General features: G+C 61.8%; 19 protein-coding genes. 17 read left to right on the forward strand and 2 right to left on the reverse strand.

Going from position 1 to position 25,406, the window contains the following annotated elements:
• Nucleotides 1–9 precede the first annotated feature (9 nt).
• The 3 genes from AC4PS7_RS18105 to AC4PS7_RS18115 all read left to right on the forward strand — a co-directional run bounded on the left by AC4PS7_RS18105 (nucleotide 10) and on the right by AC4PS7_RS18115 (nucleotide 4,012).
• Entirely contained in the window at nucleotides 10–519 is a 510-nt protein-coding gene (locus AC4PS7_RS18105) for a sigma-70 family RNA polymerase sigma factor (RefSeq protein WP_010214259.1), read from the forward strand.
• Nucleotides 516–1,466, forward strand: a complete 951-nt coding sequence (locus tag AC4PS7_RS18110; protein ID WP_021491672.1) for a FecR domain-containing protein — start codon at nucleotides 516–518, stop codon at nucleotides 1,464–1,466. Before AC4PS7_RS18105 ends, AC4PS7_RS18110 begins: the two co-directional genes overlap by 4 nt.
• Nucleotides 1,467–1,558: 92 nt before the next feature.
• Entirely contained in the window at nucleotides 1,559–4,012 is a 2,454-nt protein-coding gene (locus AC4PS7_RS18115) for a TonB-dependent siderophore receptor (protein ID WP_010214256.1), read from the forward strand.
• Nucleotides 4,013–4,142: 130 nt separating this feature from the next.
• On the opposite strand, the gene AC4PS7_RS18120 is transcribed toward AC4PS7_RS18115, so the two are convergent.
• On the reverse strand, nucleotides 4,143–4,847 hold the full coding sequence (locus AC4PS7_RS18120) for a DUF3142 domain-containing protein (RefSeq protein ID WP_021491671.1): 705 nt from the start codon (nucleotides 4,845–4,847) through the stop codon (nucleotides 4,143–4,145).
• Nucleotides 4,844–7,012: a PA5441 family protein gene (locus AC4PS7_RS18125; protein WP_010214253.1), complete on the reverse strand. Its 2,169-nt coding sequence runs from the start codon at nucleotides 7,010–7,012 to the stop codon at nucleotides 4,844–4,846. Before AC4PS7_RS18125 ends, AC4PS7_RS18120 begins: the two co-directional genes overlap by 4 nt.
• Before the next feature lie 168 nt (nucleotides 7,013–7,180).
• On the opposite strand from AC4PS7_RS18125, the gene AC4PS7_RS18130 reads away from it, so the two are divergent.
• The 14 genes from AC4PS7_RS18130 to AC4PS7_RS18195 all read left to right on the forward strand — a co-directional run bounded on the left by AC4PS7_RS18130 (nucleotide 7,181) and on the right by AC4PS7_RS18195 (nucleotide 25,385).
• Nucleotides 7,181–8,785: a glycosyltransferase family 39 protein gene (locus tag AC4PS7_RS18130; RefSeq protein WP_021491670.1), complete on the forward strand. Its 1,605-nt coding sequence runs from the start codon at nucleotides 7,181–7,183 to the stop codon at nucleotides 8,783–8,785.
• Between the two features lie 33 nt (nucleotides 8,786–8,818).
• On the forward strand, nucleotides 8,819–9,064 hold the full coding sequence (locus AC4PS7_RS18135; protein ID WP_010214250.1) for a DUF2789 domain-containing protein: 246 nt from the start codon (nucleotides 8,819–8,821) through the stop codon (nucleotides 9,062–9,064).
• Between the two features lie 237 nt (nucleotides 9,065–9,301).
• Nucleotides 9,302–9,712 carry a MarR family winged helix-turn-helix transcriptional regulator gene (locus AC4PS7_RS18140; RefSeq protein ID WP_010214249.1) on the forward strand — a complete coding sequence of 137 codons (411 nt, stop codon included), beginning with the start codon at nucleotides 9,302–9,304 and terminating at the stop codon, nucleotides 9,710–9,712.
• Entirely contained in the window at nucleotides 9,709–11,787 is a 2,079-nt protein-coding gene (locus AC4PS7_RS18145; RefSeq protein ID WP_010214248.1) for an FUSC family protein, read from the forward strand. The genes AC4PS7_RS18140 and AC4PS7_RS18145 overlap by 4 nt, the downstream gene beginning before the upstream one ends.
• Nucleotides 11,784–11,993 (forward strand): DUF1656 domain-containing protein, encoded by a 210-nt coding sequence (locus AC4PS7_RS18150; RefSeq protein WP_010214247.1) that lies wholly within the window; start codon nucleotides 11,784–11,786, stop codon nucleotides 11,991–11,993. Before AC4PS7_RS18145 ends, AC4PS7_RS18150 begins: the two co-directional genes overlap by 4 nt.
• A complete protein-coding gene (locus AC4PS7_RS18155) occupies nucleotides 11,990–12,880 on the forward strand; it encodes an efflux RND transporter periplasmic adaptor subunit (RefSeq protein ID WP_010214245.1) in 891 nt (296 codons plus the stop codon). Before AC4PS7_RS18150 ends, AC4PS7_RS18155 begins: the two co-directional genes overlap by 4 nt.
• Nucleotides 12,877–14,319: an efflux transporter outer membrane subunit gene (locus AC4PS7_RS18160; RefSeq protein WP_010214243.1), complete on the forward strand. Its 1,443-nt coding sequence runs from the start codon at nucleotides 12,877–12,879 to the stop codon at nucleotides 14,317–14,319. The genes AC4PS7_RS18155 and AC4PS7_RS18160 overlap by 4 nt, the downstream gene beginning before the upstream one ends.
• A gap of 81 nt (nucleotides 14,320–14,400) precedes the next feature.
• Nucleotides 14,401–15,033 carry a hypothetical protein gene (locus AC4PS7_RS18165; RefSeq protein ID WP_010214242.1) on the forward strand — a complete coding sequence of 211 codons (633 nt, stop codon included), beginning with the start codon at nucleotides 14,401–14,403 and terminating at the stop codon, nucleotides 15,031–15,033.
• A gap of 148 nt (nucleotides 15,034–15,181) precedes the next feature.
• Nucleotides 15,182–16,678, forward strand: a complete 1,497-nt coding sequence (locus AC4PS7_RS18170) for a YdgA family protein (RefSeq protein ID WP_010214241.1) — start codon at nucleotides 15,182–15,184, stop codon at nucleotides 16,676–16,678.
• A 300-nt stretch (nucleotides 16,679–16,978) separates the two neighbouring features.
• Complete coding sequence (gene pgaA, locus AC4PS7_RS18175) at nucleotides 16,979–19,459, forward strand: poly-beta-1,6 N-acetyl-D-glucosamine export porin PgaA (protein WP_010214240.1); 2,481 nt, start codon at nucleotides 16,979–16,981, stop codon at nucleotides 19,457–19,459.
• A 12-nt stretch (nucleotides 19,460–19,471) separates the two neighbouring features.
• The gene (pgaB, locus tag AC4PS7_RS18180; RefSeq protein WP_042571281.1) at nucleotides 19,472–21,469 is read left to right on the forward strand and encodes a poly-beta-1,6-N-acetyl-D-glucosamine N-deacetylase PgaB; all 1,998 of its coding nucleotides are present in this window, start codon (nucleotides 19,472–19,474) and stop codon (nucleotides 21,467–21,469) included.
• A gap of 2 nt (nucleotides 21,470–21,471) precedes the next feature.
• On the forward strand, nucleotides 21,472–22,812 hold the full coding sequence (gene pgaC / locus AC4PS7_RS18185; protein WP_010214237.1) for a poly-beta-1,6-N-acetyl-D-glucosamine synthase: 1,341 nt from the start codon (nucleotides 21,472–21,474) through the stop codon (nucleotides 22,810–22,812).
• 2 nt (nucleotides 22,813–22,814) lie between these two features.
• Nucleotides 22,815–23,297, forward strand: a complete 483-nt coding sequence (gene pgaD / locus AC4PS7_RS18190) for a poly-beta-1,6-N-acetyl-D-glucosamine biosynthesis protein PgaD (RefSeq protein WP_010214236.1) — start codon at nucleotides 22,815–22,817, stop codon at nucleotides 23,295–23,297.
• A 366-nt stretch (nucleotides 23,298–23,663) separates the two neighbouring features.
• Nucleotides 23,664–25,385, forward strand: a complete 1,722-nt coding sequence (locus AC4PS7_RS18195; RefSeq protein WP_492179662.1) for a ShlB/FhaC/HecB family hemolysin secretion/activation protein — start codon at nucleotides 23,664–23,666, stop codon at nucleotides 25,383–25,385.
• Nucleotides 25,386–25,406 lie beyond the last annotated feature (21 nt).

The raw sequence follows: 25,406 nt of genomic DNA on the forward strand, positions 1-25,406 counted from the left end.
GAGCTTTTCATGGACACCGCGACTGACGGCCAGCAACAGCTTCATCTCCTGTACCGCGACCATCACGGCTGGCTGCAAGGCTGGCTGCGCAGGCGCCTGGGCGACCGCGAGCACGCGGCTGACGTGGCGCAGGACACCTTCCTGCGCCTACTGGTGTCCGGACGATTCCCGGGTGACAAGGAAAGCCGCAGCTACCTGGCGCAGATCGCACGCAACCTGGTGATCGACCAGTGGCGGCGTCTACGCATCGAGCGTGCCTATCTGGAAAGCATCGCGCACCTGCCCGAGCCGGAATCGCCGTCCCTGGAAACCCGCGCGCTGATCCTCGAAACCCTGATGCAGATCGACGCCATGCTCGACCGCATGCCCGACAACGTGCGCCAGGCGTTTTTGCTGTCGCAGTTCGAAGGCCTGAGTTACGCACAGATCGCCGAACGCTTGGGGGTGACTGTCAGCTCGGTACAGAAGTACATGACCCGCGCGATTGTTGCCTGCTACCAGGTGGCCTACGAAGAATGAGACACGACGCCCCCATCGCCCCGGCGGTTGTCGAGCAGGCCAGCGAATGGCTGATGCTGCAATGGGGCGGCGCCCTGCAAGGCGAACAACGCCAGGCCTTTGCCCGCTGGCAGGCCGCCGACCCTGAGCATCGCCGTGCCTGGCAGCGTTTGCAGCAGCTGCAGCAAACCCTCGGCAGCGTGCCCGCCGACAGCGCCCGCGCCGTGTTGCGCGACACACCCGACACCCAACGCCGCGCTGCACTCAAGCTGCTCGGCCTGCTGTTGATGGCCGGGGGTAGTGGCTACCTGGTGCAACGCAGCGAGCCCTGGCAAGCGGCCTTCGCCGAATACCGCACCCGCACCGGCGAGATTCGCCACGTCACCCTCAGTGACGGCACGCGGCTTGACCTCAACAGCGACAGCGCAGTCGACCTGCGTTTCAGCCCCCGCGAGCGGCGTATCCGCTTGATCCGCGGCGAGATCCTGCTGACCAGCGGCCACGACCCCATCCGCCCGTTGATCGTCGAGACCCCAGCCGGCGTCGTGCAGGCCCTGGGCACCCGTTTTGCCGTGCGCGAACTGGCCGATGGCAGCCGTGTCGACCTGTACGAAGGCCGCCTCCGCGTAACGCCGACCCATGGCGCAGCCGTGCAGATGAAGGCCGGTGACAGCCTGTGGTTCGACGCGCGTCACAGCGCGTCGCTGGCGGCGGTGAGCGCCAACGCCAGCGGTTGGACCGAACACCGCCTGATCGCCGAGCGCCAGCCGCTGGGCGAGTTTGTTGCGCAACTGAGTCGCTATCGTCCGGGGCTGTTGCGGTGTGACCAGGCGGTGGCGGGTTTGCTGCTCACTGGCGTGTTTCCGCTGAACGATACCGATGCAATCCTAGCGGCACTGGAACGCTCGCTACCGGTGCACGTACACGCGGTCACGCGCTACTGGGTGACGATCAAGGCACGGGTCTGAACATTTTTTCATCCGTGCTTGTCGGTTTTTGCTTCCCGCTCGGGATACCTCTTGAAAGCCAATCAAGAAGCGTTCTCACGGGGAGTCCTGCAATGCCGCACCACCCAATCCAACCCTTGGCCCGCGCCCTGCGCCGTGGCTTGTTTGTCAGCCTGTTGGCGACGGTGCCGATGGTGCCGACGCTGGGCTATGCCGAAGAAAGTGCCGAGGCGCAGCGCAGCTACAACATCCCGGCCGGCAACCTTGACCAGGCACTGAACCGCTTTGCCAGCGCCTCTGGCATTTTGCTGTCGGTCGATGCCACGCTCACCGAAGGCAAGCGTAGCGCGGGCTTGCAGGGGCGCTATGGGGTCGAGTCGGGCCTGGAGCGGCTGCTGATGGGCAGCGGCCTGATGGCGATGCAATCCCAGGGCGGGTGGTCGTTGCAGGCGGTGTCCAATGGCGGGCCTTTGCAACTGGGCGCCACCCAGATCAGCGGCCAGCAAACCCAGGAAAGTGCCTGGGGCCCGGTGGACGGCATTGTGGCGACGCGCAGTGCCTCCGGCAGCAAGACGGACTCATCGCTGGTGGAAATCCCCCAGACCATCAACGTGATCACCGCCGCCGAGATCAAGGCGCGCGGCGCGCAAAGCGTCACTCAGGCGTTGCTTTACACCCCCGGTATGACGGCGGGTGGTTTCGCCGACCGGGTCAAGTTGTTCGATGAGCCGACGTCCCGGGGCTTCTCGCCTACGCCCCTGTACCTCGACGGTCTGCACTTGCCTTACGGCGGCGGCAGCACTGGCGGTGCGTTGCAGATCGAGCCCTACTCCCTGGAGCGTATCGAAGTGCTCAAAGGCCCGGCCTCGGTGCTGTACGGGCAGAATCAGCCCGGCGGCATCGTCAACATGGTCAGCAAGCGCCCCAGCGAAACAGCGATCCACCAAGTGGTACTGGAAGCGGGCACCTACGAGCACAAAGGCGCGGCCATCGACCTGAGCGGCCCGCTGGATGAGCAAGGGCAATTTCTGTATCGCCTCACCGGCCTGGCCAATGACGGCCAGGACGAAATCAATTACGTCGAAAACAAACGCCAGTTCATCGCCCCCAGCCTGACCTGGCGGCCTAGCGATGAAACCAGCGTGACGGTATTTGCCCAATACCAGAAAGACAAAGGTGTACCCGAAGCCCAAGGCCTGCCGGCGTCCGGCACGCTGTGGGACAACCCGAACGGCAAGATCAAGCGTGACGTGTTTATCGGCGAACCGGGCGTCAACCAGTACAACCGCGAGCAATACGCACTGGGCTACGAGATTTCCCATCGCCTGAACGACACCTGGACCCTCAAGCAAAACGCGCGTTACGCCGAGGTCGACGACCGCTACACCGCGCCGCTGCACGGCTACCGTTTTGTCGCCAACCCGGTCTCCGGCGTGCAGGACCAACGCTACCTGCAACGCTTCGGCGTGGACTGGGCGCAGAACAACAAAGTGTTTGGCGTGGACAGCATCGCCCAGGCTGAATTCGACACGGGCGCGCTGTCTCACACGATGATCTTCGGCCTGGATTACTACCATTCCAACTCGCTGTTCCATGGCCTGTATGACCGCAACCCACCGATCATCGACCTGTTCAAGCCGGTCTACGGCCAGCGCCTGAACTTTGGCCAGCCGTACCGCTGGGACCGCACCATCACCCAGACCGGCCTGTACATGCAGGACCAGATCAAGCTGGATAAATGGGCGTTGGTACTGGGCGGCCGCTATGACTGGGCCAATGTGGTGAACAAAGAGCCCTTGACCGACACCCGCTTCGCCAGCAAAGACCAGGCATTCACGGGGCGTGCGGGCCTGGTGTATCTGTTCGACAATGGCGTGGCCCCCTTCGTCAGCTACACCGAATCCTTCCTGCCGCTGGCTGGCACTGACGCCAACCAAAAGCCATTCAAGCCGTCGACGGGCAATCAATATGAAGTCGGCGTGAAGTACCAGCCGCCTGGCCAGAAGAGTTTCGTGCAGGTCTCGGTCTACCAGCTGGACCAGGAAAATGTGCTCACCACCAACCCGGTGGACACCACCTTCAGTACTCAAAGCGGCGCCATGCGCTCACGCGGTGTGGAGCTGGAAGCCAAGGCCGTTCTCAGCGATGCCTGGGACATCGTCGCTTCGGCCTCGCGCAATGACATCAAATACACCAAGGACAACGATGGCCGCGAAGGCCGTCACCCTGCCGGCATCTCACCGCTCACCGCGTCAATGTGGGTCAACTACAGCGTGCTCGGCGACACCCCGCTGGCCGGCCTCGGCGCAGGCCTGGGCGTGCGCTATGCGCGCCAAAGCCTGGGCGACTACTACGAGGGCGCCTTCAGTGTGCCGTCCTACAGTGTCTACGACGCCAGCCTGAGCTACGACCTGAGCCGTTCGCCACTCAAACTCAAGGGCGTGAAACTGGCGATGAACGTGCAGAACCTCACCAACAAGACCTACGTCTCGCAGTGCACCAGTAACCTGGATTGCTATTACGGCGAAGGGCGCACGGTGGTGTCGAGCCTGACCTACGACTGGTAACTGCCCGCATACGGTAGGAGCGAGCGTGCTCGCGAAAAACGCATGGAGCACGCGCCGCTACCTGATAGCGCTGCGTTATCGTTGACGTCTTTCGCGAGCAAGCTCGCTCCTGCAGGTCGTGGTTGAAGCCTTAAGGGTTCTGCAAGAACACCACATAACCCCGAAACCAATCACTCCCCTGTAAATACCCCGGTTCCTCCCACGTCCCACCCTGGATCAAGCCAATCTTGAACGGCAGCCCCAGCCGGTTCATCCGCGGCAAGTACGCCGCGTAATCCGGGATGCTGTGCCGTCCCTGATAGGTCTGCACCACGACTTCATCCACCACGCCCTTGAGTTGGGCGATGGCGGCTGGGTCGGCGTTGCTGCTCCAGTCCATCAGGCCGGTGATGCTCAGGCGCAGGTCGGCGGGCAGCCGTTGACGCAGGTCGCGCAGGAAGCTGGCGTATTCATGCAGGTACTGGGTGCGGGCGTCGAAGTCGATCTGGATGCCGACCACCGGGTTGCCCGCGTCGCGCCAGCGTTGCACCTGACCGAACAGTTGGCGGTAGACCTGCTCGGGCCAGTGCAGGGTGTGGGCGCGGTAGACGATCCAGATGTCGCCCTGGGTAAGGCGCGGCACACTGACGCCTTGGGCGATCATCTGCACGCCGCGCTGGGGCGCGCGGCGCGTGGAGTTGATCTGGCCCTGGAGGACGTACAGGGTTTTCGCCTGCTTGAGCACCGGCTGTGGCGTGACGCCGCTCCACAGCCAGAAGGCGTCATAGTCGCGGGCGTCGACGGCGCCGAAGGCCGGGCTTGCCAACAACAGCAAGCCTAACCACAGCTGCTTCACCAGTAGTACTGCAGCGATTTGCCCCATTGGGTGTCGGCGAAGCTGCTTTTCAGCTGGCGGAACCAGGCTTTGCGCACGGCAGGTTCAACGTCTTGCCCGCCGCAGCTGTTGTAGCCCGACGGTGCGTAACAGTTGACCGCACGGAACAGTGCGTAGGCCTTGTCATTTTTCGGCGCCTTGGCGTTGCCGATCACCTGTTTGTAGCCATCCAGCCGCGAGAAGGTTTCCCCCTTGAAGTCCGATGCGGTGCTGCCCAGGCTGCCGGCGGCGCGGGCCTGCTCCAACGGCATGCCGTCCAGGCCGTTGCGCAGGATGAACTCACCCAGGCAGTTCAGGCCCTGCGGGTTTTTCGCATCGGCCTGCAAGGTCGCGGCGGTTTGCGCGATGCTCGGGCAGGCGTAGCCGGACTCGGCTTTGTCGCCGTTCCACTGGAACAGCTTCAAGGTCTGGCTGGCGCTGTAGACGTAGCCCAGGCTGGTGCCCAGTTTGTCGTCCGGGGCGGTGGTCGGCAGTTGCTTGAGGTCGTCGGCGAACGTTGCGTACTGGCCGCGCAGCAGGTCTTTGTAGAGCAGCACGAATTGCGCAGTCTGGCGCTCCAGCGGGTCGCTGGCCTGGTCGATCTGCTGGCGCAGCAACTCGGGACCGGCGACGTTGCGCAGCAGGATGTAGCGCACCTGTTTGGCGCTGATCGGCGAATCGGCGGCAAACACCTTGGCCAATTGGCCGCTGCGCTCGTAGTTCATGGCCAGGGCCAATTCCAACTGATCGCGTTGCAGCGGTAACTTCGCCAGCGGCAGCAATTGCAGCCAGAGCGCTTCGGCGCCTTTCCAGTCCTGCTTGGCTTCCAGGGCCAGGGCGCGCAGGGTCTGTTGGCTGAAGGCGAAGTAATTGAGGCTCGACGGCACACTCTGGGGCAATTGCTTCAACGCGGCGTCCGGTTGCTGCTCGATGTACAGCGCGCACACCGCCAGCAGGTAGTCGTACAGTTCCGGCGCGCTGGCGAACGCTGCTTTTTGCTTCTCCAGGTCCGCGCGGGAAAGGGCGGGTTGGTTGCCGCCGCGCATCACCATCAGGTCGCTGACGAGCTGGATCATCGGCGTGGTGACGGTCTCGCTATTGACCATCAACAGCTTGAGGTCGGCTTCCTCCACCAGTTCATCCACCGACACATTGCGCTGCGCGTCTGTCGCTTCGGTCATCGACCAGGCGTAGGCCTCGGCGAGTTTGGTGTTATCTCCTGCCAACCAATAAACACGGCGCAACAGGCCACGGGCGGAGGCCAGGTATTCGCCTTGTGGATAAGTTTTCAGGTAGCCGAGAAAGCCTTCTTCGGCATCCCCCAGGGCGGACTTATCCACATGCTTGAGTTGCGGGATGCCGTATTCGTCAAAGGCTTCAGCCTGGGCCTGGTTCAAGGATGTACGCGCGGTCATGTACAGCGCGGTTTCCTTCAGCCAAGGCACCTGGCTGGAGCTGGCAGCGGCAAAACCGCGCTCAGCGTCACCGAAGCGACCGCTGTAGAAGTCGGCGGCGGCTTGCAGGTATGTACGGAACAGTTGGCCGTCGCTGGACTGGATCTGCTGGGCGTCCACCACCTGGCCGTCCCACGAACAGGCCGTGAGCAGTTGCAAGCGCGCCTTTATCAGCAGCTCACGCTCGGTCGCTGGCATGTCGGCCTTGATCACCTGGCTGATGAACGCAGTGGCGCTGTCATCATCGTTGCTGCGGCAACGGCTGCCCTCGCCATTCAGAAACGCTTCGCCTGCGGTCTTGTACTCGTCACGTTTGATGCCCAGCGGCTGTAGCAGCGTGTCGAGTTCGGCGGTGCGCGAGTCGTCCGGTTTGGTGTCGGGCTCGTCGCTGGTGGCGGGGACAGGCACCAGGCGATAGACCGGGAAGGGCACTGGGCCGAAGCCTTGGGCCAAATCGTCTTCACTCAAGGCATTGGGCGTAAGCGGTGCGGCCTTTTTGTCCGCCAGCAGCAGGCGCAGGTTCACGCGACTGTCGTTACCGGGGCTCAGGAAGGGCAGGTTGCTGCATGAATCGAGGCTGTCATGCGAGACGCGCCAATCGGGATAACACGAGTCGTCAGAGCTTGCCTGAGCGTGCTGGGTCATAGCCGCCAGCAATGTTAGTGCGAGGGGTGACAAAAAACCGATGCGCATGACGTGTCCTTGATCCTGAGTCCTTGGAGGAGGGCAATAATAGCGTGTTCCTGCATTTACTTCGGAGAGGCCCTGCACAAATTGCTGATTTGTCCGATTCCAGCAGCCAGCCTGGATCTTTTGTCCTAGAGTGGCGGTGTTTGCGCTTGGGCAATCAGGGGAATCGAGGTGCGTCGGTCTGTGGTAGAGCAAAACGAAAAGGTCGGGACGTTACCCGCACTTAACCGCCTCAGTTGGGAAGGTGCCGGTTGGATCAACCGTCTCTGGTGGGTGCCGATCCTGGCGCTGGCCATGGCCCTGCGCTTTTACCACCTGACGTCGGCGGCGATTTGGGGCGACGAGGGCTCAAGCCTGTTGCTCAGCGAATATGCTCTGGGCGACCTGTGGTTCCACGCCGCGCACGACGTGCACCCCCCGCTGTATTTTTTCCTGTTGCGCGGTTGGATCGAATTGTTCGGCGACAGCATCTGGTCGATTCGCGCCATGAGCGCCATTCCCGGCGTGATCGTCGTGGGCCTGGGCATCTGGCTCACGCGGCAATTGTCCACTCGTCGTGCGGCATTGCTGGCGGGGATCCTGCTGGCATTGTTGCCGACAGCGGTGCGCTACAGCCAGGAAGTGCGCATGTATTCGCTGCTGGGCGTGTGGTTGCTGGGCGCCACGCTGGCGCTGGTGTACTGGGTGCGTCACCCCGAGCGCTCGCGGTATCTGGCGGCGTACGGGGTGTTGATGAGTGCCGGCTTCTACACCCATTACTTCACCGCGCTGTGCGTGCTGGTGCATTGGGCCTACCTGGGCGTGCTGAGTGGCGCGATGCCGCGAGACCAACGGCTGATCACGCGCCCGGCCTGGTGGGTGGCCAACGCTGCGATTGTGTTGATGTACCTGCCGTGGTTGCCGAATCTGCTGGACCTGGTGCAGCACGTCGACCAGCTCAAGGTGGGCGGCGACATTGGTTGGGAAGAACCGGTCAACCTGTTCTCCCTGCCGTCGATGATCTGGCAGTTCGTGCTGCAGGATGAAGGCGTCGGCTTCTGGGCGCCGCTGTTCTGGTTGTTCCCGTTGCTGCTGGTAGCGGTCGTGGTCATCACGGCCTGGCGTGACCGCGAGCGCCATCGACCCGCCAGCCTGTTGGCGCTGCTTTTCCTGTTGCCACTGCTGCTGGTCTACGGCGTGTCGTTTATTTCCCCGGTGTTTATCGAACGTTACCTGACCGTATACGCCTTGAGCTTGCCGATCCTGCTGGCGATGGCCATCGACCGCTTGCCGTCGCGGTTTTCGCTGTTGGGGGCGGCGTTGTTCGTGCTGTTTGTCGGCGTGGAACTGGTGGGCTTGAAGAACAACTTCACCGTGGACGAACACGACCAGTTCAACGTGCCGGTGGAGTTCGTCAACCGCAATTACCAGGAAGACGACCGCATCGTCCTCAGCGACATGATGTGGTACCTCAGCTACGTGTATTACGACCAGACCGACGCCCAACTGCAGCTCTACACCCCGCCCAAACCTGATGGCACGCCCACCCGGCCGAATGCCTATGGCTTCGGCACCCTGGTGGACCAGGACGGCGGGCGTATTTACCTGGACCATCTGTCTGCACTGCCCGCCGACACCCGCCGCGTTTGGCTGATCAGCAGCAACGAAGCACCGGACGATTTCGCCCCGCTGCCTGAAGGCTGGCGCGAACTCAGTCGCCAGGATGGCGGCGGCGCGAGGGCGCGATTGTTTGTGGTCTGCAACGCACCGTCGGCGCAACCCGAGGGCTGCCGCTAGACTGGGTTAATTCATTTCTTTCAGGAGCCCGCCATGGAATCGCCCGTGCATAGCTTGCCGTCACTGTTCAAACAGCTGGGCCTGCCGGATGACCCGGTGAGTATCGAGAAATTTGTGGCGGTGCATTCGCCGCTCAAGCCGGAGTTGAAACTGGCGGATGCGTTTTTCTGGACGGACAGCCAGAAGGCGTTTTTGCGCGAGGAGATTCTGGAGGATGCGGATTGGGCTGAGGTGGTGGATGAGCTGAATTTGATGTTGCGGGGTGGGCGAGGGGCGTAAAAAATTTGGCAGAAAGGGCAAAAGCACCGCTTGGACGGATCGGTCCATGATCGACCTGTGGGGGTGTTGGAATTCTGCAGCCGTTCCTAGACCCACTTTTACTCAGCCATACCGCCTCCCACCCATCCGCTAAATTGTTTCAAAACTTGACGCATTTCGATCCATCCACCATATTGATAGTTAGCAAACTAACTGTATGCGAACTATCCAGTGCCTCATTCTCCCGAACAACTCCAGATGAACCTCAGCAGCAGCATGGTGGTGGGCGCCCGTAACTGGCGCAAAATCTGCCAGACCACGCTGGTGAGCTATGGCATCTCCGAAGCCTGCGCCGTGCCGTTGTTGATGATCGGCCGCTTGGGCGATGGTGTGCACCAGGTCAAAGTTGCCCAGGCTTCAGGGATGGAAAGCCCGTCGCTGGTGCGCTTGCTCGACCGCCTGTGCACCGATGGTTACGTGTGCCGCACCGAAGACATCCATGACCGTCGCGCCAAGGCCCTGAGCCTGACCGAGCGCGGCCGCGAACTGGTGCAAGCGGTGGAAGGGCAGTTGGTGCGCCTGCGCAAGGAAGTGCTGGCAGACATTCCCCGGAGCGACATGGAAGCCGCGCTGCGTGTGCTGCGCGCCTTCGAGGCGGCTTCGCTTTGAACGGATTTTTTACCGGTTTCCCGCCCGCCCGTGATTGGTTCTACGGGGTGCGCACCTTTGCGGCCTCGATGATTGCCTTGTACATCGCCATGCTCATGCAAATGCCGCGTCCGTACTGGGCGATGGCCACGGTGTATATCGTTTCCAGCCCGTTTGTCGGCCCCACCAGTTCCAAGGCGTTGTACCGCGCCATCGGCACCTTCATGGGCGCGGCGGCGGCGGTGATTTTTGTGCCGATGTTCGTGCAATCGCCCTACATGCTGGTGGTGGTGATTGCCTTGTGGACGGGCACGTTGTTGTTTCTGTCCATGCACCTGCGCACCGCCAACAACTACGCGCTGATGCTGGCCGGCTATACCTTGCCGCTGATCGCGCTGCCGGTGGTGGATAACCCGTTGGCAGTGTGGGACGTGGCCGAGGCGCGTACCGAGGAAATCTTCCTTGGCATCGCGGTGGCAGCCGTGGTGGGCGCGATGTTCTGGCCGCGCCGGCTGATGCCGGTGTTTGATGGCTCGGTGGCCAAGTGGTTTGCCGATGCCCAGGTCTACAGCCAGCGCTTTCTGACGCGCAACGTTGAGCCTGACGAAATCAGCACGCTGCGCGGTGGCATGGTCGCCACCTTCAATACCCTTGAACTGATGATCGGCCAACTGCCCCACGAAGGCGCGCGCCCCCAGACGGTACGTAATACCAAGGAACTGCGCGGGCGTATGATTCACCTGTTGCCGGTGGTGGATGCGCTCGATGATGCGTTGTATGCCATCGAGCATCGCGCGCCGGAATTCCTCGATAAGATCACGCCGCTGCTGCAGGCGACCCGCCAATGGTTGGAAGGCACCCAAGACGCTGCGCCGATGGAAAGCTGGCGCGCCTTGCGCGATCAGGTCGATGCCTTGCAACCTCAAGGTGAAGCGCTGGACGATCGTCACACATTGCTGTTCTCCAACGCGCTGTACCGCCTGGGCGAATGGATCGACCTGTGGCAAGACTGCCGCAGCCTGCAAGCCGCCATCCAGTGCGAAAGCCAGGACACCTGGCGCGCCGTGTACCGCCATTGGCGCCTGGGCCGGCTCACGCCGTTCCTCGACCGTGGCCTGATGTTCTACTCGGCGTTTTCCACCGTCACCGCGATCATCGTTGCCTCGGTGCTGTGGATCCTGCTCGGTTGGACCGACGGCGGCAGCGCGGTGATCCTGGCCGCCGTCGCCTGCAGCTTTTTTGCCTCGATGGACGACCCGGCGCCACAGATCTACCGGTTCTTTTTCTGGACCGCCATGTCGGTGCTGTTCGCCAGTCTTTACCTGTTTTTGGTGCTGCCCAACCTGCATGACTTTCCGATGCTGGTGCTGGCGTTCGCCGTGCCGTTTATCTGCATCGGCACGCTCACGGTGCAGCCGCGTTTTTACCTGGGCATGCTGCTGACGCTGGTCAACACCTCGTCGTTTATCAGCATCCAGGGCGCCTATGACGCCGACTTCCTCAATTTCGCCAACGTCAACCTGGCGGGGCCGGTGGGCTTGCTGTTTGCCTTTGTGTGGACACTGATCGCGCGGCCCTTCGGTGCTGAACTGGCGGCCAAGCGCCTGACCCGTTTCAGTTGGCGCGACATCGTCAGCCTCACCGAGCCCGCGACCCTGGCCGAACACCGGCACATGGCCGCGCAGATGCTCGACCGCCTGATGCAGCACCTGCCGCGCCTGGCCCTGATCAACCAAGACACCGGCACCGCCCTGCGCGATTTGCGCGTGGCGCTGAATCTGCTCGATCTGCTGGCCTACTCGCCGCGCATCCTCGGTGTGCCACGGGTGTTGCTCAACCAAGTCGTCGAAGGCGTAGGCGGTTACTTCAAGGCGTGCCTCAAGGCCGGTGAACGCTTGCCTGCGCCGAGCGGTCTGCTGATGACCCTGGACCGCACCCGCCGCGCCCTCAACGGCCAGGGCCTGCAAGACGAAGACGACACTCGCCTGCACCTTTTGCACGCGCTGGCTGGCTTGCGCCTGTCACTGCTACCGGGCGTGGAATTTATTGGCGGCACCGAGATGGAAGCGCCGCTGCCTGATGGAGCGCCTTTATGATCGGTGATCTGGATATCAGCGGGGTCTTCCTGCCCACGCTGCTGGTGCTGATGGGCATTACGTACGTGTTGTTCCTGGTGGTGCACGGGTTGTTGACCCGGCTCCACTTCTATCGCCTGGTCTGGCACCGGGCATTGTTCAATGTGGGGCTCTACGCGCTGTTGCTGGGCGCGGTGGACTCACTCAGTCGATACCTGATGACATGAAAAAACCTTTTTTGACCATCGGCCGTGTCGTCCTGACCCTGTTGATCGTGACGTTTGCGGTCGTCGTGGTGTGGCGCATGGTCATGTACTACATGTTTGCCCCCTGGACCCGTGACGGCCACATCCGTGCCGACATCGTGCAGATCGCCCCGGACGTGTCCGGGCTGATCCAGCGCGTGGACGTGCGCGATAACCAGTTGGTGACCAAGGGCCAGGTGCTCTTTGCCGTCGACCAGGACCGCTTCAAACTGGCGTTGCGCCAAGCCCAGGCCGCCGTGGCCGACCGCCAGGAAACCCTGGCCCAGGCCCAGCGCGAGTACAAGCGTAACCGCGGCCTTGGCAACCTGGTGCCCAGCGAACAACTGGAAGAAAGTCAGTCCCGCGTGGCCCGTGCCCAGTCGGCCCTGGCCGAGGCTCAGGTGACGGTGGATTCTGCCCAGCTCAACCTCGATCGCTCGGTAATCCGCAGCCCCGTGGACGGTTACGTCAACGACCGTGCGCCGCGTACCCAGGAGTTTGTCACCGCCGGGCGCCCGGTGTTGTCGGTGGTGGACAGCAACTCTTTCCATATCGATGGTTATTTCGAAGAGACCAAACTCGACGGCATCCACGTCGGCATGGGTGTGGACATCCGTGTGATTGGTGACAACGCCCGTCTGCACGGCCATGTGCAGAGCATCGTCGCCGGTATCGAAGACCGCGACCGCAGCAGCGGCTCCAACCTGTTGCCCAACGTCAACCCGGCATTCAGCTGGGTGCGCCTGGCCCAGCGGATTCCGGTGCGCATCGCTTTTGATGATGTGCCGGCCGACTTCCGCATGATCGCCGGCCGTACAGCCACCGTCTCGATCATCGGCGATAAGGTTAAAGACGGAGACAAACCATGAAGCAGCTGTTGGCCACCGCTGCGTTGGGGTTGTTGCTGTCGGCCTGCCAAGTGGTGGGGCCGGATTACTCGCTGCCAGATAAAGCCGCCATCAACCGTGGCGACCTGCAAGGGCACATTGCGGGCGAGGGCAATAACGTAGTGTCGGCGCCGGTGCCGGCCGATTGGTGGAAGTTGTACAAAGACCCGCGCCTGGATGAGCTGGTGCGCCAGGCCATGGCCTCGAACACTGACTTGCGCGTGGCCGCCGCGAACTTGCAGCGTGCGCGCTATCAGACCCAGCAAGCTGAATCCGCAGGCGGCTGGAGCCTCGGCGCGAAGGCGGAGGCCCAGCGCCTGCAAGAGTCCGGCGAAGCGTTTTTGCTGGCCGACAAAGTCCCGGTGGGCAACATCGGCAGTGTGGGGATCACCACCTCGTATCAATTCGATCTGTTCGGCACCTTGCAGCGCGGCATCGAGAGCGCCCAGGCCAGCGCCGATGCGGCCCAGGCCGCTGCCGATATCGCCCGCATCACGCTGGTGGCCGATGTCGTGCGCTCCTACACCCAAGTGTGTGCGGCAAACGAAGAACTGGCGATTGCCAACGAGTCCCTCGACTTGCAAGCCCAGAGCACCCAACTGACCCAACGCCTGCGTGACGCCGGGCGTGGTGATGAAACCCAGGTGACCCGTTCGCAAACCCAATACAAATCCTTGCGCGCCGACATGCCGCGCTACGAAGCGCTGCGCCAAGCTGGTTTGTTCCGCTTGTCGATGCTGCTGGCCAAGCCGGTGGACCAACTGCCGGCGGGCACCGGCACCTGCGCTGAATTACCCCATATCGCCCAACTGTTGCCGGTCGGCGATGGTGCGACACTGCTCAAACGCCGTCCTGATGTTCGCCAGGCCGAACGTCAACTGGCCGCAGCCACCGCACGTATCGGTGTGGCCACTGGCGCGCTTTACCCGGATATCAGCATCGGCGCCACCGTGGGCACCGTTGGCCTGCTCGACAACCTTGGTCAGCCTGCAACCAACCGTTGGGGCTTTGGCCCGATGATCAGTTGGACTGTACCGACCAACGGCGCCCGCGCGCGCGTCCACGAGGCCGAAGCCGCAACCCAGGGCGCCCTGGCGCACTTTGACGGGGTGGTGCTCAATGCCATCCGCGAAACCCAGACCGGCCTTGCGCAATACACCGCGCAACTGCAACGCCGCGATGCCTTGGCCGAAGCCGGCGAGTCGGCCAAGGAAGCAGCAGGGCAGACTCACCGTTTCTTCCAGGCGGGACGCGCCTCATTCCTGGCCGACCTGCAAGCCACCCGCACGTACACCGATGTGCGCGCGCAACTGGCCGCGGCCAACACTCAGGTTGCCATGAGCCAGATCGATCTGTTCCTGGCCCTGGGCGGTGGTTGGGAAAGCGGACGAACGCAAGCGTCTCAGCCCAGCAAACCCTGAGCGAATGACTATGCTTTGACAGGTGGAGAGCCGTGACGCTCTGCCTGTCACTGTTCGCGTTTGCTCATGGGGATTCCAATAATGAAAAACCCTTATGCTCCCGCTTTTTGGTGCGTGTGTTTCGCACTGGTATTGTTGTCGGCTACCTACTTCTACGGCGTCATGCTGGCTCACCAACTCGACAAGGCGATGGTGTTTCTCGACAGCGCCTGCCTGGTGATCGGCACCCTGTCCATCGGCGTAGTGGCTTGGGCCTCTTACCAGAATCAACGGGTGAAGAAAAAACTCCTCGAACAAGGCAAGACCCGCGTGGCGATCTGGGACACCAAGGTCGCGCTGCGTCGGGTCGAGACCGTGTTCGACCGCTATTTCTGGGGCAGCTATTGGCAGCCGGGGCGGACCTTCCAGGAGGTCATGGGTGACCTCACTGGCACACCCCTGGAAAAAAGCCTCGAAGTCCTGAAGAAACAGTGCGTAGCCCTCGACCGGCAAGTGGCCGACGGAAGGCACTGGCTGAACAACGCGCGGGAATTGTCCGACGTGGCCACGCAAATGGCCCGCGAACGCTACCAACTGGACTTCTGCGACCCCAAGGCCGACACCCCCGGCAATGCCGTGATACACCGCGAGTTTGAGGTGCTGGTGTACACCTGGACGGCGCGCCTGAAGAGTTTCGACCACCAGTTGGATGAAATAGAGCTGGAGTATTCCTGAACCAGTCCTGAACTGAGGCCTCTGAAAAGCTGGGCCGTTCGCGGCCGCCAGTGCTAATCTTCCCCCGTTTTCGGCGGGCTTGAGCCAATCCCCCCTTGGGGTTCAAGGAAGACAGCCCACTTCTCACAGGATTTGATCAGGTCACTTCATGAATAAGCCAGCCGTAGTTCTCTTGGGTTTCGTTGTCGCCGTGGGCGTCGTCAGTGCAGGCGGTGCCTGGTACACCGGCAAGCAGTTGGAGCCGGTGCTGCAAACGGCCGTGCAGGATGCCAACAAGGAACTGCAACGTTCCATGGCCGGCGTCGACGGCACCGTTAACCTGGAGCTGGTGTCCCTGGAACGTGGCCTGTTCAGCAGCACCGCGCACTATCGCCTCAAGGGGCAAGGCTCGTTCTTCGGCGAGCAGAACCCGAACCCTGAGCTGCTGTTTGTCGACCATATCGAACACGGCCCGCTGCCGTTCTCGCGCCTGGTGTCGTTGAAATGGCTGCCGGTCATGGCCACCAGTCACTATGCGCTGGAAAAAAACCCCACCACTGAAAAATGGTTCGCCGCCGCCAAAGACGTGCCGCCGCTCAAAGGCGTGGCCAATATCGGCTACAGCCGTTCGGTCACCGGCAACCTCGAATTGCTGCCGCTGGAATTCAAGGACGAGACATCCTCGGTGAGCTTCTCCGGTGTGAACCTGGATTTCGACAGCACCGCGGAGGGCAAGAAGGTCAAGGTTGAAGGCTATATGAACAGCCTCAAGCTGGACGTAGTCGACGCCAATGGCGCGCCGTTCAACGTCGAACTCGCCGGTCTGACCGTGGCCAGCAACCTGGAGAAGTCCACCTTCGGCTTCTACACCGGGCAGAACACCGTAGAGCTGAGCGACACCAAGCTCACCTTCGGCCCGCAGAAAGCCGTGATGACCCTCAAGGGCTTCGAGCAGAAAGACACCAGCGAAATCAAGGACAACAACATGTCCGGCCGCGTCGACTACAAGATCGACGAGATTGGCTACCAGGGCAAGCCGGTCGGCTCTGCCGCCATGGCCCTGAGCTTGAAGAACATCGATGTGCCGTCCGGTCTGGTGCTGACCAAGCTGTATCAGGACAAGATGCAGCCGGTACAAGCCGCTGCCGCTGCCGGCCAACCAGTGCCTGAGCTGCAACTGACCGAAGCCGAGCAAACCCTTGCTGAAGCCAACGTCAACCAATTGCTGGCTGCCAAGCCGCACCTGGCGCTGGAAAACCTGTCCCTGAAAACCACCCACGGCGAAAGCAAGTTCAATCTGGTAGTGGACCTGGCCAAGCCGACCTCCATGGAGCTGCCTCCGGTTGAATTGGGCAAGCAAATGGTCTCGCTGCTGGACGCCAACCTGACCCTGTCCAAGCCGATGATCGCCGACGTTGCCGCCCTGCAGGCGCAGGTCGGTGGTGTGACCGACCCTAAAGCCATCGAGCAGCAATCCCAGATGGCGAGCGAAATGGTCAGTGGCATGGCCGTAGGCACGCAGCTGGCAACCCTGGTCGGCAGCGACGTAGTGTCCAAGCTGCATTACGCCAACAATGAAGTGACCTTCAACGGCCAGAAGATGACCGTCGAGCAATTCATTGGCTTCGTGATGTCCAAAATGGGGGCGGTGGGCGGCGCGCAGTAAATATTTCGCCATCGCCCAGAAATAAATAATGGGGGAGCGGGGTTGCCCGCGATAGGGGTCAAACGGTCGGCGCGTGTGTTGGCCGGTACCCCCTTATCGCCGGCAAGCCCGCTCCCCCATTGGTATTTCAGATTTGATGGGCAATTCTGAACAATTGTTATTGATTGCCCTTTTTCATCGGCGCGTCGGGGATAGTTCATACAGGAAAGCTAGGTCGGGTCACGAGACGCCGACACCCTGATGCAGATTGCTCAGGACCACCTATCGTTACAGCTTTCCGTGTGTAAGGAAGCTCACGATATGCTGCGACACATTCCACTCAGTGCCTCAGGCCGGTTACGGCTGCTCATCGGGGTAACCTTGTGCAGCCAGTTGCTGATGCCCACCTTCGCCATGGCCGACCCGGCCTATGACGCCCTGATCATCCAGGCGCGCAACGGCAACTTCACACCCGCCCTGACTCAACTTCGCCAATTGCCCGCCGAGCGCCAGACGCCGGGGCAGATCAGCGATCACCTGGTGATCGCCGGTTGGGCCGGCCAGGATGCCGAAGTGCTGAAGGTGTACGAGGCACAGGGTCAGAATCGCAACTTGACCGCCCAGGCGCTGGCGACGGTCGCGCGCACCTATCGCAACCAGAAGCAGTGGGCGCGGGCCGAGGCGGTCTATCGCAAAGCGCTGCTGCGTGAGCCGAACAATGTTGACCTGCAACTGGGCCTGGCACTGACCCAGGCTGACGGCGGCAAAACCAACGAAGCGGTGCAACGCGCTCGTGCGCTGGTGGCCGGCAAACCGGATGATCCCAATCGACGCATGGCCCTGGGTTATGCGCTGACCCGTGCGGGTTTGCAGTACGACGCACTGCACGAATTCGACCAGGCGTTTATCCGCGCCGGCGACAAACCGGAAGTGGCTCGCGAATACATCGTCGCCTTGCAAAAAGCGCGTCTGCCCGAGCCCGCACTGCGCCTGTCCGCCCAGCGTCCCGGTCTTGTCGACCCCGTGACCCAGCGTCGTCTCGAAGGCGACCTGGCCGCCGAGCGCGTGCGCATGGCCGAGTTCGCCACGCGTACCGAGAAAGAGCGTTATGTCATCGCTGATCGCGCTTTGCAGGGCTACGATCAACTCCTCGCCCGCTGGACCCCGGACCCCACGGCCAAAGACGATGTGGTGCGTTGGCGCATCGACCGCCTGGGTGCGCTCAAGGCGCGGGCGCGTACCGCCGAGGTGATCCGCGAGTACGAAACCCTCCAAGCCGAAGGTGTGCAGTTGCCCACCTATGCGGTGCGTTGGGTGGCCGCGTCCTACCTCGACCAGCGCCTGCCGGAAAAGGCTGCGCCCTTGTATCGCCAAGCGCTGAGCGCTCCCGATGCGGATGTGGGCGATCGTGTTGAAGACAGCACCGCACTGTTCTACGCCTTGCTCGAAAACGATCAGGTGGACGAAGCGCGGGCGGTCGCCAAGAACTTGGCCGACAGCCAGAAACCGCGTGTTGAACTGAAGGGGCTACCGATCGGCAACCCAAACGACGAGTGGATGGACGCCCAACAATTGGCCGCCCAGGCCGGCACCTATGGTTCCGACCTGCCGTCCAGCGAAAAAGCCCTGGAAGAACTGGTCGGCAAGGCGCCTGGCAGCATCGGCCTGCGCCTGGCGCAAGCCGAGATGTACCGAGCCCGCGACTGGCCACGGCGCGCCGAGCGCTCACTCAAGGAAACCGAAACGCAAAGCCCGCGTGACATCGGCCTGGAGATGTCCCAAGGCTTCACGGCCCTGGACCTGCAGGAATGGCGTCAACTCGACATCCTCACCGACGATGTAGTCGCCCGTAACCCGGACAACCGCCAGGTGCAGCGTCTCAAACGTCTGCGTGATGTGCATGATATGGCCGAGCTGCGCGTCGAGGCCTACACCGGTAAAAGCTTTGGCGGTGGTAACAACGGCGATGCCGGTGCCGTCTCGGGTAGCCGGGATTGGGGCATTGAAAGCCGCCTCTACACGCCGCCGATCGACGAAGACTGGCGCCTGTTCGCCGGTGCCGGTTATGCCACGGCCGACTTTGAAGAAGGCACCGGCCATCACCGTTGGCAAGTGGTCGGCGTGGAGCGGCGTACCCGTGACATGACCATTGAAGCCGAGGTCTCCAACCATTCCTACGGCGATGGCTCAAAACAAGGTGCCGCCGTGTCGATTGCGCGCGACATCAACGACAACTGGCAGTACGGCGGTAGCCTCGGCTACCTCCTGTCCACCACGCCATTGCGCGCGTTGAATGACGGGATCACCGCCAACGGCGGCAGCGGTTTCATCCGCTGGCGCGCCAATGAAAGCCGCGAGTGGAAACTGACCCTCAGCCCCTCCCATTTCAGCGACGGCAACGACCGATTCGAAGCTTTGCTCAGCGGCCGCGAAGGCCTCTACAGCTCGCCGAAAGTGCAAGTGGACCTGGGCCTGGAAGTCGGCGCCAGCCGTAACAGCAAGGAAGATACGGTCTACTTCAACCCGAAGTCGGACTTCACCGTGTTGCCTGTCCTCAACATCAACCATGTGCTCTATCACCGCTACGAGACCCAGTGGAGTCAGCAGTTCCAGGTCGGTGCGGGTACGTATAGCCAGCAGGATTATTCCACCGGTGGCATTGGTCTGGTCGGCTACGGCCAACGCTATCGCTGGAACGATGTCCTGGAAGCCGGCGCCAACCTGAGCCTGATCAGCCGACCTTACGACGGCGATCGCGAACGCGATCTGCGTCTGCTCGTCGACCTCACTTACCGTTTCTAGAAGAGCCTGACCATGACCGTCCTCAGCCGTTGCTTGTTGATCCTGGGCGTAATGCTGGCCAGTGCCTGTGCCCAGCAACCCGCGCCCTTCACTCCACCCGCCGAGCGGCCGACCCCGGCCAACGAAGCGCCGTGGCCGAAAAACCATTTCCTTGGCATTGCCTATCACGACGTCGAGGATCGCGATCCCGATCAGGCGGTGGTGGCGGTGCGTACCGAGCGTTTGATCGAGCAGTTGGCCTGGCTGCGCGAGAACGGCTACAAGGCGGTCAGCGTTGACCAGATCCTGGCGGCTCGCAACGGTGGGCCTGAGTTGCCGCCCAAAGCGATCATGCTCAGCTTCGATGATGGCTATTCCAGCTTTTACACGCGGGTGATGCCGATCCTGCGTGCCTATCACTGGCCGGCCTTGCTGGCGCCGGTGGGCTATTGGATCGATACGCCCATGAACCAGCCGGTGGACTTTGCCGGCCAGCCACGGCCGCGCGGCGAATTCCTGACCTGGCAGCAGATCCGCGAAGTGTCCCAGTCGGGCCTGGTGGAAATCGCCGCGCACACCGACAACAGCCACAAAGGCATCCTGGCCAACCCCCAGGGCAACCTGGAGCCGGCGGCGACCTCGCTGCGTTTTGATCCGGCCACCGGGCGCTATGAAACCCAGGCGCAGTTCGAGGCGCGCATGCGTGCTGACGTTGCAGCGATTTCCAACAAGATCCAAACGGTCACCGGCAAGAAACCACGCGTGTGGGTATGGCCTTACGGTGCAGCCAAAGGCACCTCGCTGGCGATCATTGGCGAGCAGGGCTACCAGATGGCCCTGACCCTGGAAGATGGCCTCGACAGTTCCAGTGACCTGATGAACAGCCCACGCTTCCTGGTGGCCTCCGATCCGGACGGCGAGCATTTCGCCAACAGCATGGTCGCGGTGCAAGCCAAGGCGCCGATGCGCGTACTGCACGTGGACCTGGATAACGTCTACGACCCCGACCCGGCCCAACAGGCCCGCAACCTCGACCAACTCGTGCAGCGGGTGGTGGACATGGGGGCAGGCACGGTATTCCTGCAAGCCTTCGCCGACCCCAAGGGTGACGGCCTGGTGCATGAACTGTACTTCCCCAACCGTCACTTGCCGGTGCGCGCCGACCTGTTCAACCGCGTCTCCTGGCAACTGCACACCCGTGCCCATGCCAGCGTGTATGCGTGGATGCCGGTACTCAGTTTCGCCCTCGACCCCAAGCTGCCGCGCGTCACACGGTGGGACCCGGAAACCGGCAAGGTCGGCCTCGACCCTGACCAGTACAAACGTCTGTCGCCGTTTGACCCGCAAGTGCGCAAGATCATCGGTGAGATCTACGAGGACCTGGCGCGCAACAATGCCATCGACGGCGTGCTGTACCACGACGATGCGGTGTTCAACGATTTTGAAGATGCTAGCCCCGCCGCGCTCAAGGCTTACGCCGCCGCCGGCCTGCCGGCTACGATCGAGGCCCTGCGTGCCGACCCCGCCGTGATGCAGCGCTGGACCCGCTTCAAGAGCCGCTACCTGATCGACTTCACCAAAGAGTTGACCGCCAAGGTCCGCGCCATCGGTGGGCCGCAGGTGCAGACGGCGCGCAATATCTTCGCCGAGCCCATGCTCAACCCAGGCAGCGAAGCCTGGTTCGCGCAAAACCTCGACGATTTCCTCCAGACCTACGACTGGACCGCGCCCATGGCCATGCCGTTGATGGAAGGCCAGGAGTACAGCAACTCCAATGCCTGGCTGGAGAAGCTGGTCGCCACGGTCAAGGCGCGTCCCGGCGCCATGGAGCGCACGGTATTCGAACTGCAAGCCAAAGACTGGCGCACCCAGGCCGCGCCGGATATCGACAGCGCGCAGATGGCTGAATGGATGGGTGTGCTCAAGCGCCAGGGTGTCACGAGTTTTGGCTACTACCCGGACAACTTCCTGGAAAACTCCCCGGACCTGAAAACGGTGCGTCCGGCCCTTTCCAACCAATGGAACCCTTGACCATGTTCGACAGACTCCTGGCTTTATTCGTACTGGCATTGGTATTGGGTGTGCCCCTGGGCCTGATCTTCCTGGTCACCGGGCAGTTCCTGATGGACTTTGTGTTTTTCTACCCGCTGTTCATGTCGGCGCTGTGGATCGCAGGCGGCCTGTATTTCTGGCTGCACTGGGAACGCCACTGGCCGTGGGAAGAGGACACTCCGGCGCCCACCTTGGCCGGCAACCCGCTGATCTCGATCATCATCCCTTGCTACAACGAAGGGGATAACGCCGCCGATACCATGCAGGCGGCGCTGGGTCAGTTGTATCCGAACATTGAGGTGATCGCGGTAAACGACGGCTCCACAGACAACACCGCCGCAGTGCTCGATGCGTTGGCACTGGAGCACCCGCGTCTGCGCGTGCTGCACCTGGCGCAGAACCAGGGCAAGGCGGTGGCCTTGCGCATGGGCGCCGTGGCGGCGCGCAGTGAGTACCTGGTGTGCATCGACGGCGACGCGTTGCTGGATAAAAACGCGGCGGCCTACATGGTCGCGCCGATGCTGGATAACCCGCGCCTGGGGGCGGTGACCGGCAACCCGCGCATCCGCACGCGTTCGACCCTGATCGGCCGCGTGCAGGTCGGCGAGTTCTCTTCGATCATCGGCTTGATCAAGCGCACGCAACGGGTATTTGGCCGGATCTTCACGGTGTCGGGGGTGGTGGTCGCGTTCCGTAAAAAGGCGCTGGACCGTATCGACTACTGGAGCACCGACATGATCACCGAGGACATCGATGTCAGTTGGAAGCTGCAACTCGATCACTGGAGCATTTTCTACGAGCCCCGCGCCCTGTGCTGGATCCTGATGCCCGAGACGGTCGGCGGCCTGTGGAAGCAGCGCCTGCGCTGGGCTCAGGGTGGCGCTGAGGTGCTGTTCAAGAATATCCGGGGCATCTGGCAATGGCGTCATCGCTACCTGTGGCCGCTGTTGTTCGAATACTGCCTGTCCACCGGTTGGGCGTTTACCTTCCTGCTGTCGGTGATTTTCTACGTGCTTGGCAAGTTCATGGTGTTGCCACCGGCGATCACGGTGGACTCCCTGGTTCCGCCCGCGTTTACCGGCCTGGTGTTGGCCATGGTGTGTCTGGTGCAGTTTGCAGTGAGCATCATGATCGACCGCCGCTACGAGAAGGACCTGTGGAAGACCCTGTTCTGGACCGTGTGGTACCCGATGGTGTTCTGGCTGGTCAGCCTGTTCACCACCCTGGTCAGTTTTCCCAAGGTGCTGTTCAACCAGCACCGGAAGCGGGCGCGCTGGGTCAGCCCGGATCGCGGCATCAAACCTACTGAAGAGGAGGCGTGATCATGAAACTGGTCAGAACCCGCCAACGTATGGTGATGTGGATCATTGATGTGCTGCTGACCCTGATGGCCTGGGCCGGCTTGATCTGGCTGCTGGCACGTGGGATCAACTCGATGCTGGAGACCCACGGTGGGCCTCGGATTGAGGCGCCGATCTTTGCAGCGCTCAACACCCTGCAGATCTACCTGTGGATCGCCCTGTTCAACGCCCTGATCCTGATCAGCTGGGCGCGCTACCAGCAGCGCCGGGGCCGCAAGTTCGCCCAGCGTCGCGCCGAGGCCAAGGCCTTGAGCGACCAGAACCTGAGCGAGAGCTTCAGCCTGGGCGAAGGGGATCTGGAGCAGTTGCGTCGGCCTGGGGTGCTGGTGATCCATAACGACGAGGAGGGTGGCGTGGCGGAAGTCAAATCCCATGTCTCCCGCGATGTGGAGAAGCCAGGGCTGACGCTGGTGCCTGGCAAGGATCAGAACAAAGACGCGAGCTAAGGAAGCGCTCCGCAAGATCGTTCCCATGCAACGTGGGGACGATCGGGCTTAATCCCGACAAATGGGATCCAATTCACAAAAATGCCGCGAACTTTTCTGCTATTTCCGATACTAAGTTATCTCGGTAAGAGATTGATGGCCAATTAATGGCTATCTGTAAGTTCTCCGATGAATCGCCATCAAGGGTGCTGCCGCTGGTCGGAATAAAAATTCCATGAGCAGAAGGCTTCTACCTATGATGATTTTTAGTTGTTATAAATCAATGTGTTGCGTGAAAAATTAATACTAAGTTCCAACTAGCTCGGCTTTTTGAGTTGTAGGAAGTTAGGTGTTAGTTTGCGCCACTTGATTTTCGATGGATCGAATATGTCTTTGTTATTGCCACGGACTCGGTTATTGCTGTGCACTTTCATGCTCGCTTATTTGGGCCTGAACAGTGCCACCGCCGCCCCTACGCCCGGGGATCAGGACCTGATCCGCGATCGGCAGAACCGCCTGCTTGAAGAGCAGCGCCGGCGCCTCGAAGAACTCAAGGACCTGCCCGGTAAAGAAGCCAGGCCCACGGCCCCGGCGACGCCTGCCGACACACGTTGCTTCCCGATCAAAGACATCGAACTCAAGGGCGCTGACAGTCTGTCTGCCGACGACCGCGCTGGCTTGCTCAAACCCTACACAGGCCAGTGCCTGGGCGTTTCACAGCTCAATGAACTGCTCAAGGTCATCACGGACTTCTACCTCTCCAAAGGCCGCGTCACCAGCCGTGCCTATCTGCCGCAGCAAGACCTTTCCAGCGGCCACCTGCAAGTGTTGGTGGTGGAAGGCAAGCTCGAAGCCTTGAAAAGCGCCCCAGGCAGTACCGTCACCGACCGTGAGTTGTCGATGGCCTTTCCCGGCAAGGTGGGCGAGGCACTCAACCTGCGTGAAGTCGAGCAACTGGTGGACCAGCTCAACCGTTTGCCCTCCAAGCAGGCGCAGATGGAACTGACCCCCGGTACGCAGATCGGCGGCAGTGAAGTGGTGGTCAAGAACACCCCGCAAAAACCCTGGCGCGCCAGCCTGTCGCGCAATAACGATGGGCAGAAAAGCACCGGCGAACAGCAGTGGGGGGCAGGCCTTGAGTGGGACAGCCCCCTGGGCCTGGCCGATCACCTGGTACTGCGCGGCGGCCACGACGCCGTGAGTGACCACCAGAAAACCTCGAAAAACAGCATGCTCTACTACAACGTGCCGTGGGGCTGGTGGAACTTCAGCTACACCTACAGCGAAAGCGACTACCGTACCTATGGCATGCTCAACGACTTCAAATTCAAACAGAACGGCGACAACCAGAACCACCAACTGCGCGCTGAGCGGGTGGTCCACCGTGACGACGTGAGCAAGACATCGGTGAACGTGGGCCTTGCGCACCTGCGCACCAATAACTACATCCTCGACACCCGTACAAGCACAAGCAGCAACCGCCTCAGCGAACTGCAACTGGGCATCAACCACGGGCGCCGTATCGGCAACGCATTCGTCAACGTCGACCTGGGCATGCAGAACGGCATCGGCATGTTCGACGCACAATCTCAAGAGGAGCGCGACCCGTTCGGTAATCGCCAACCCAATTCACGCTACCGCAAATACACCGCCACCGTCAGCTACCTGCAGCCGTTCGCCCTGTGGGGCGAGTCGTTCAGTTTCTCCAGCCTCGCCACCGGCCAAAGCAGTGAAGACATTCTGTTCAGCCCGCAGCGCATGAGCCTGGGTGGTTCTGCCTCGGTGCGTGGTTTCAAGGATCAGCAGTTGATCGGCGATAGCGGCGGCTACTGGCGCAACGAAGTGCGCTGGGCCCGTGCGGTGACCGTCGACTGGCTGCGCCCGGCTTTTGCTGAATACGGCGCCAGCGTCGGCTATGACCAAGGCGTGATCAGCAATGATCGCTATAACGACCGTGTGCACGGCCGGGTTTCGAGCAACTCCCTGGAGCTGTTCGCCCGCGGCAAGAACCTGAGCACCAGTGTGACCTTTGCGCATTCTTTGGAACGCCCGGCAGTGATGAGCGAGCGCGAAGCGCCGATCTACTTCCGTATGGATTTCTTCCTGTAATTAAACGCCCCGCAGCAACGA

It is taken from the genome of Pseudomonas sp. DW-iso3 (assembly GCF_058725305.1).